This is a genomic window from Capnocytophaga sp. oral taxon 380 str. F0488, from assembly GCF_000318255.2.
GTDB classification, from domain to species: Bacteria; Bacteroidota; Bacteroidia; order Flavobacteriales; family Flavobacteriaceae; genus Capnocytophaga; species Capnocytophaga ochracea.
In genome coordinates this window covers 7,213-13,477 of the sequence record NZ_KB291212.1, presented here as the reverse complement: position 1 = coordinate 13,477, position 6,265 = coordinate 7,213, and the positions used below count along the sequence as shown (strand labels likewise).

Annotated in this window: 10 protein-coding genes; 9 read left to right on the top strand and 1 reads right to left on the bottom strand. The window is 36.3% G+C overall.

Annotation, left to right across the window (positions count from 1 at the left end; all coding sequences use genetic code 11):
- Positions 1 to 169: 169 nt before the first annotated feature.
- The gene (locus HMPREF9078_RS07930; protein WP_009420188.1) at positions 170 to 550 is read right to left on the bottom strand and encodes a helix-turn-helix domain-containing protein; all 381 of its coding nucleotides are present in this window, start codon (positions 548 to 550) and stop codon (positions 170 to 172) included.
- Positions 551 to 730: 180 nt separating this feature from the next.
- On the opposite strand from HMPREF9078_RS07930, the gene HMPREF9078_RS07925 reads away from it, so the two are divergent.
- From HMPREF9078_RS07925 to HMPREF9078_RS07885, 9 genes are all read left to right on the top strand, one after another.
- Complete coding sequence (locus HMPREF9078_RS07925) at positions 731 to 1,363, top strand: hypothetical protein (RefSeq protein WP_009420187.1); 633 nt, start codon at positions 731 to 733, stop codon at positions 1,361 to 1,363.
- Position 1,364: 1 nt separating this feature from the next.
- Positions 1,365 to 1,889, top strand: a complete 525-nt coding sequence (locus HMPREF9078_RS07920; protein ID WP_009420186.1) for a redoxin domain-containing protein — start codon at positions 1,365 to 1,367, stop codon at positions 1,887 to 1,889.
- Between the two features lie 118 nt (positions 1,890 to 2,007).
- Positions 2,008 to 2,178, top strand: coding sequence for a hypothetical protein (locus tag HMPREF9078_RS07915; protein ID WP_157453570.1), 171 nt, complete (start codon positions 2,008 to 2,010; stop codon positions 2,176 to 2,178).
- Between the two features lie 17 nt (positions 2,179 to 2,195).
- Positions 2,196 to 2,405, top strand: coding sequence for a hypothetical protein (locus tag HMPREF9078_RS07910; protein ID WP_009420184.1), 210 nt, complete (start codon positions 2,196 to 2,198; stop codon positions 2,403 to 2,405).
- Between the two features lie 115 nt (positions 2,406 to 2,520).
- A complete protein-coding gene (locus tag HMPREF9078_RS07905; protein WP_009420183.1) occupies positions 2,521 to 3,036 on the top strand; it encodes a hypothetical protein in 516 nt (171 codons plus the stop codon).
- Positions 3,033 to 3,488 (top strand): hypothetical protein, encoded by a 456-nt coding sequence (locus HMPREF9078_RS07900; protein ID WP_009420182.1) that lies wholly within the window; start codon positions 3,033 to 3,035, stop codon positions 3,486 to 3,488. The genes HMPREF9078_RS07905 and HMPREF9078_RS07900 overlap by 4 nt, the downstream gene beginning before the upstream one ends.
- A gap of 12 nt (positions 3,489 to 3,500) precedes the next feature.
- A complete protein-coding gene (locus HMPREF9078_RS07895; protein ID WP_009420181.1) occupies positions 3,501 to 3,722 on the top strand; it encodes a hypothetical protein in 222 nt (73 codons plus the stop codon).
- 73 nt (positions 3,723 to 3,795) lie between these two features.
- On the top strand, positions 3,796 to 3,981 hold the full coding sequence (locus HMPREF9078_RS07890; RefSeq protein WP_009420180.1) for a hypothetical protein: 186 nt from the start codon (positions 3,796 to 3,798) through the stop codon (positions 3,979 to 3,981).
- A 25-nt stretch (positions 3,982 to 4,006) separates the two neighbouring features.
- The gene (locus HMPREF9078_RS07885) at positions 4,007 to 6,172 is read left to right on the top strand and encodes a peptidase domain-containing ABC transporter (protein ID WP_009420179.1); all 2,166 of its coding nucleotides are present in this window, start codon (positions 4,007 to 4,009) and stop codon (positions 6,170 to 6,172) included.
- The last annotated feature ends 93 nt before the right edge of the window (positions 6,173 to 6,265 follow it).

Sequence of the window (6,265 nt, the reverse complement as noted above, 5' to 3'; positions counted from 1 at the left end):
TGTTTGATTTCTGAGGCACAGCCTCATTCCTCTAATACAACCTCACACCCCATTTCCTCATTTTCTCATTCTCTCATTTCCTCATTTCCTCATTCTCTCATTTCCTCATTTCCTCATTTCCTCATTTTCCCCGCCCGTGCGGCTCGCACCCGCCCGTCGTGCTACCGACCTACTTCTTCAAAAACCCTTTTAAAAAGGCTATTTGTTCGTCCTTTTCTTTCAGCCGTGCCTCATACGAAGCGATAAGTCTCTCTATCGTCTCTTTATTCTCTTGATAAAAGTGCTCTATTTTTTGAGCTGAAATATTAGAATCTTTATTATAGCTGTTATGTTGCACCCAACTCTCCCCTATGTCTAAAAGTTCACTTACAGGAACGCCCAAAACAGTAGAGATTTGGAACATTCTCTCTACCGAAAGTTTAGTCTCGCCTGTTTCTATTTTTCTATAAGCAGGAGGAGTAACCCCTAAATCATCAGCCATATTTTCATACGTATAGCCTTTTTTGCTTCTTTCTTTAGCAATTCTTTCTAATATTTTGTTTATTTCCATACCAAATATATACTATTAGTTTTCTTGGCAAAGGTAGGAAAAATACACTAATGCGCAATTTTTTTTAACTAAAAGTATATTTTTCATAAACCAATGGTTTATTTTTTCTTCTTAAAAGTATTGCGAAATTCAAAAAAGATACTATACCTTTGTAATGTGATTTAAAACCAATGCGTTATTATGAAATGGAATAACAGCTCCATTTTTATTGCTTTATCAGCTACTTATATAGTGCTTTCTTATATCTCATCGGTAGTGCTAAACCTAAATGGCGTAATGGCACATTCCTTATCCGAACAACTCACTGCCGAACAGATTAACGAAGTACTCTCATTTAAAGATAAATGGCAATGGGTAGGCTATGTGTTCGTTCCTATACTACTACTGATAAAAATAAGCGTCACCGCCCTGCTGATAGACATAGGTTGTCTGTTTTACAATGAGAAACTACCTTATAAACAGCTCTTTCGTATGGCGCTATTAGGCGAATGTATCTTTTTAGTCGTCCCTATTGTTAAGTTGTGTTGGTTTGCGTTCTTTCAGCCCAATTTTACTTTGGAGGACGTGCAGTATTTCTATCCGCTTTCAGCACTGAATATCACAGGGTATAAAGGCATTGCTGTTTGGTTTATCTATCCTTTGCAAGTGCTGAATTTATTCGAAATAGCCTATTGGTTTTTTATGGCGGTACAACTGAATAAAGCCATCGGTAGCACCACCGGCAAAGGGATTAACATTATGGCAAGCGGTTATGGGGTAGGCTTACTCTTATGGGTAGTATGTGTGATGTTCTTTACCTTAAATATTTCGTAATATGAAGAAATCAGTCATAAAGAAACTCATTATAGCAGTCGTACTACTATTTCTAAGTTTTATGGGCTTTCAAATCGTACAAAAGCTACAATACAAAGAGCAAGTACAGCAAAAACTCAGCACTTTGCCCGAGTTTAGCTTTCAAACCTTAGAAGGGAGTGCTTTTACGAAAGCGAACCTTCCTAAAAATAACAAAGCTGTTTTTATCTATTTCAATACCGAATGTGGCTATTGTTTCTATGAAACCAAAGACATTAGCGAGCAGTTAGAACATTTTAAAGCAACCACATTACTACTCGTCTCAAACGAGAGTAAAGAAGCCATTAAAGCCTTTGCCATAAAGCAAAACTTATTGGGTAAAGACAAGGTAATATGCTTGCAAGATAGCACTTATACTTTTGCTAAACAATTCGAAGCCAATAGTATACCCTATATATTAGCGTACGATGCGCAAGGCAAATTACTACTTAGGCATAAAGGACAACTAAGAGCCGAAAAACTATTACAGCTCTTAGGCGAAAAATAAAATCATCTGTTAAGGAGAGGAGCAAAAAAGCTAGCGTTTGTGGATACTTCTTTTAGATGATAGTAATTATTTATTAATATAAAATTTTTAAACGATGAAAAAATTAGAATTAAAACAAATGGAAGAAATCCAAGGAGGCGGAGGGGGACTTGAATGTGCCTTTGCTTCTGTTGGATTAGTTGCTGCTTTTGCAGGTCTTGCCGTAGCAACAGGAGGAATCGGCTTATACGCTGCAGCTGTTGGTTTTGCCGTTGCTCCTGCTTCTTGGGGATACTCTTGTTTCACCTAGAAAAAATATTTGTTCTTATGGAAACTTTTTTAAAAAGAGATGTAAGAAGTGTTATATTTGTGGTTGCTTTAGGAACTATGGGAGCAAGCATTGCTTACCTTCTAATAGCAGATACGGATAATAAAACCTTTTGGGGTTTGTCAATTAACGCGTTTGCTTGTTTATGTACAACTATATCAGTAGGAATTGGCATATCAAAGCAACGAAAAGAAGAGCGAAAGCGTTAGCTTGCTTTAATGTAAATTTTTAACCTTAACAACCCTCATTTAGGGTTTCTTAAATGAGGGTTTTAAAAACCTTTTGCTTTTGAGGCACAAGCTAAAAAAATAATTACAGCTTATTATGCGCATTTTTGGCAATTTATTTAGGCTTTTTATAGTAGCTATTACTATCGTATTATTCTATCTTGTAGATAAGACAGAAGGGAATATCGTTTTGTACAACATTGTATTAAATATTTTTTCTTTATCTATTTTTATTCCTTTAGATAACTTTAAAGAAAATAAATACATTACTTTCAAAGAGCAAAGTTTATATATCCCTAATTGGGTAGTATTGTTGTTGCCTTTACTAATGGGGCTCTTTTATAAAATAGAAAACACTTTTTCTATCCTTGAAATAGTAGCATTAGTTGTAGCTTTGCTTATCTTGGCAACAGTTATTGTTAAACTAAGTTTATATCTTTTAAAATTCAAGAGGTATTACTATATTTATATATGTATTATGGGGATACTTCTCCAAAACTATATAGCTTTTTTTAGCGATACATTTTTTAAAAATATATCCTTTATCTTAGCCTTAAGTGTAGCAGGAGCAGGCTTCTTGTATGAAGAAAAGAGAAAAGAACAATCTGTATGAAAAGAGAAGATTTATCTAAAATATTTATAGCTTTATACGCTGTATTATTAACCCTCTACATAATAGTCATTGTATTTGCTTTTGAGAAAGAACACTTCACCGAAGCCTTTTTAATGGACTCAGTAGTGTTCATCTCCTTGCATTTGGTTATCCCTTTCATATATCCCGAAAAGTATAAAGAAGGGAAGGTGCTAGCTAATGTAGTTCAGTTGCTCAAAAATCCTTTCTTTATAGGGTATTTTGTATTAAGCAGTGTATACCTTTGCAAAAATATCATAGGCTATCAGTGGTACGAAGTGTTTTTAGCACATATAGTAACTGTTCTTGTAGTGCTTCTTGTTTTAGAGGCTTTGAGGCAGTACATAGCTAAACACTATAAAAAGGAATATTATATTACTATTTGCTATTTTATACTATTTCTTATCATTCTCGCCAAACTTATTTGGTTTTAAAACCATTAATTTATGAGACCTTATTTAAGAAAGGATTTAAGAAGTGTTATATTTATAGTTGCTTTTCTTACTGCAGGAGCTAGCATTGCTTACGTTGTAGTAACGAATCCTGAACCCAAAATATTTTGGGCTATGATGATCAATGTTTTTGTATGTGTATCCACTGGTATATCTGTTGGTATAGACATTTACAAAATACGAAAAGAAGAAGAAAAAGAACAACAAGAGCGTTAGCTTGCTTTATAAAATTTAACCTTAATAACCCCATTTAGGGTCTCTTAAATGAGGGGAGTAAAAATACTTAGTTATGAATCCCAGAAACCCTATTGTTATTATAGCAATGATACTCCTCGCTTTGGGTAATACTATCTATGCTGTAGTGGAATATTTCCATAATGAAGGAGGTATTGCCCAAATAGTATCGGGTATTCTATTCGTTATTACTTTTTTAGTAGTATATTTTGAGACCAAAAGGGGAAAAACTAAAAACTAACTAACTTTAACAGCCCTTCTGTTATATGCCTCTCTCCCTAAAACTTATTCATAAAACTTTTGTACTCCAGCACGACCAAAGCGATTGCGGAGTGGCTTGCTTGTTGTCTCTTGTCCAATATTACGGTGGTGCGCACACCTTAGAAGAACTTCGCTCGCTTAGTGGTACTACCGTGCAAGGCACTACCCTATTAGGGCTCTACCAAGCTGCCAAATCCATAGGCTTTGAGGCAGAAGGCAACGAGGCGGATATAGAAGTTCTCAAAGCCTATAACGCTCCGCTTATACTGCATTTAACTATGGGCAACTTAGAGCATTATGTAGTGTGCTATGGCTTTGAAAAGGGTGTATTTATCATTGGAGACCCCGCCAAAGGTATTATAAAACTATCTCCAGAAGAATTAAACAGCCTTTGGCGCTCTAAAACTTGTCTAACACTCACCCCTACTCCGCAGTTTAAAAAGAAAACAACACAGCAAAAAGCACAGTTTAAATGGTTTTTAAATCTCATTCAAAAAGACGTACGCCTGCTACTCATCAGCGGACTCTTAGGCACGGTTATAGCTGTTTTAGGCTTAGCTATGGCTATCTTCTCTCAAAAACTCATCGATAACATTCTCCCCTCAAAAGACGTTAGCAAGCTCATTCAAGGCGTGCTATTGCTCACTTTCTTGTTATTGGCTCGTATCGGTATTTCAGTAGTGAGAGAATACTTCTTACTCTTGCAAGCCAAAGACTTCAATACGCGTATCAACCAGCAGTTTTTTAGCAAACTCCTCCACTTGCCCAAATTCTTTTTCGATACACGCAAAATAGGAGAATTAGTAGCCCGCCTAAACGACACTCAGCGCATTCAACGGGTCATAAAAATGCTCGTGAGTGCTACGTTCATTGATATTTTGGTAGTGCTTATCACGTCTACGTTCTTGTTTTACTACTCTTGGCAAGTGGGCGTATTCACTTTGCTTTCCATTCCCATTTACTTTTTCGTCATTCATAAAAACAATGCTAAAATCGTTGCCTTACAACGCGAAGTAATGCAGAGTTACGCTTTGGTCGAAAGTCATTATATCAATACCTTTCAAGGTATTACCGATATAAAGATAGGTAATAAACAAGGAGTCTTTTCAAAAGTAAACAAGACTATTTTTCTATCTTCACAAGAGAAAGTTTTTCAGTTAGGTAAAGTAAATATCAAACTCTCTTGGATTTCAGGGGCGATAAGCGTCATTTTCTTAGTGAGCATACTCGTTTACAATGCCATACAAGTGCTAAACGGAACATTACTATTAGGCGAACTGATGGCTATCCTCTCAATGGTAGGTTCTTTATTGCCCTCTGTTCTCAATTTAGCCCTGATAAGCATTCCTATCAACGAAGCTAAAGTGGCTTTTGCTCGTATGTACAATTTCACAGCCATACCTCCTGAGCAAGAAGAAGGTAAAAATATCCACACTATCGATAGGATAACCTTAGAAAACGTATCGTTTCGCTTTATAGGTAGAAAACCTATCTTGCACCATCTTTCTTTACAAATAAACAAAGGCGAAATAGTGGCTGTTGTAGGTGAAAATGGTTGTGGTAAGAGTACGCTTGCCAATCTGTTATTGCAGTTTTACCCTCCCGATGAAGGTGTTATTTACATCAATCAGCAATACCCTTTAAACACTATTGCTACAAAGAGCTATCGCAGTAAAGTAGCCTATATTCCTCAAGAAGTAGCTATTTTCAACGGAAATGTATTGGATAATATTTTATTAGGAACTCCTTGTAAAGCAGAAGACCTCTTGGCTTTTCTTAGCGAATATGGCTTCGACACTTACTTCAATCAGTTTCCACAAGGCTTAACTACTCAGCTGGGAGAGAAAGGTGTAAATATCTCAGGCGGACAAAAACAACTTATTGCCTTTGCGCGGGCGCTGTTTAAGAAACCTCAATTGCTCATTTTAGACGAAGCTACCTCAGCAATGGATAGGCATACCGAAGCTTTTGTGCATAGGATACTCAATGAAATTAAACGCGATAGTCTTACACTCTTTATTTCTCATCGTTTGCATTCCTTACAACACTTCGCCGACCGTATTTGTATTTTAGAAAACGGCACCGTAAGTCATTCAGGCACTCACAACCACCTTATGCAAACCCAAAACTTCTACAGCGATTTCTTTCTAAGTAGTAAGCCTACCCATTAATCTCAGTTCAATATAATATATAACACTATTTTTCACCCGCCCGTCTTACTACGACCTTACATTCCCTTCGTCATTCGTCATTCGTCCCTCGTC

Bases quoted from the DNA above. Each gene is read 5' to 3' on its own strand.
- HMPREF9078_RS07890 (WP_009420180.1), top strand. From the start codon at position 3,796: ATGAATCCCAGAAACCCTATTGTTATTATAGCAATGATACTCCTCGCT.
- HMPREF9078_RS07915 (WP_157453570.1), top strand. From the start codon at position 2,008: ATGGAAGAAATCCAAGGAGGCGGAGGGGGACTTGAATGTGCCTTTGCT.
- HMPREF9078_RS07895 (WP_009420181.1), top strand. From the start codon at position 3,501: ATGAGACCTTATTTAAGAAAGGATTTAAGAAGTGTTATATTTATAGTT.
- HMPREF9078_RS07905 (WP_009420183.1), top strand. From the start codon at position 2,521: ATGCGCATTTTTGGCAATTTATTTAGGCTTTTTATAGTAGCTATTACT.
- HMPREF9078_RS07910 (WP_009420184.1), top strand. From the start codon at position 2,196: ATGGAAACTTTTTTAAAAAGAGATGTAAGAAGTGTTATATTTGTGGTT.
- HMPREF9078_RS07925 (WP_009420187.1), top strand. From the start codon at position 731: ATGAAATGGAATAACAGCTCCATTTTTATTGCTTTATCAGCTACTTAT.
- HMPREF9078_RS07920 (WP_009420186.1), top strand. From the start codon at position 1,365: ATGAAGAAATCAGTCATAAAGAAACTCATTATAGCAGTCGTACTACTA.
- HMPREF9078_RS07930 (WP_009420188.1), bottom strand. From the start codon at position 550: ATGGAAATAAACAAAATATTAGAAAGAATTGCTAAAGAAAGAAGCAAA.
- HMPREF9078_RS07900 (WP_009420182.1), top strand. From the start codon at position 3,033: ATGAAAAGAGAAGATTTATCTAAAATATTTATAGCTTTATACGCTGTA.
- HMPREF9078_RS07885 (WP_009420179.1), top strand. From the start codon at position 4,007: ATGCCTCTCTCCCTAAAACTTATTCATAAAACTTTTGTACTCCAGCAC.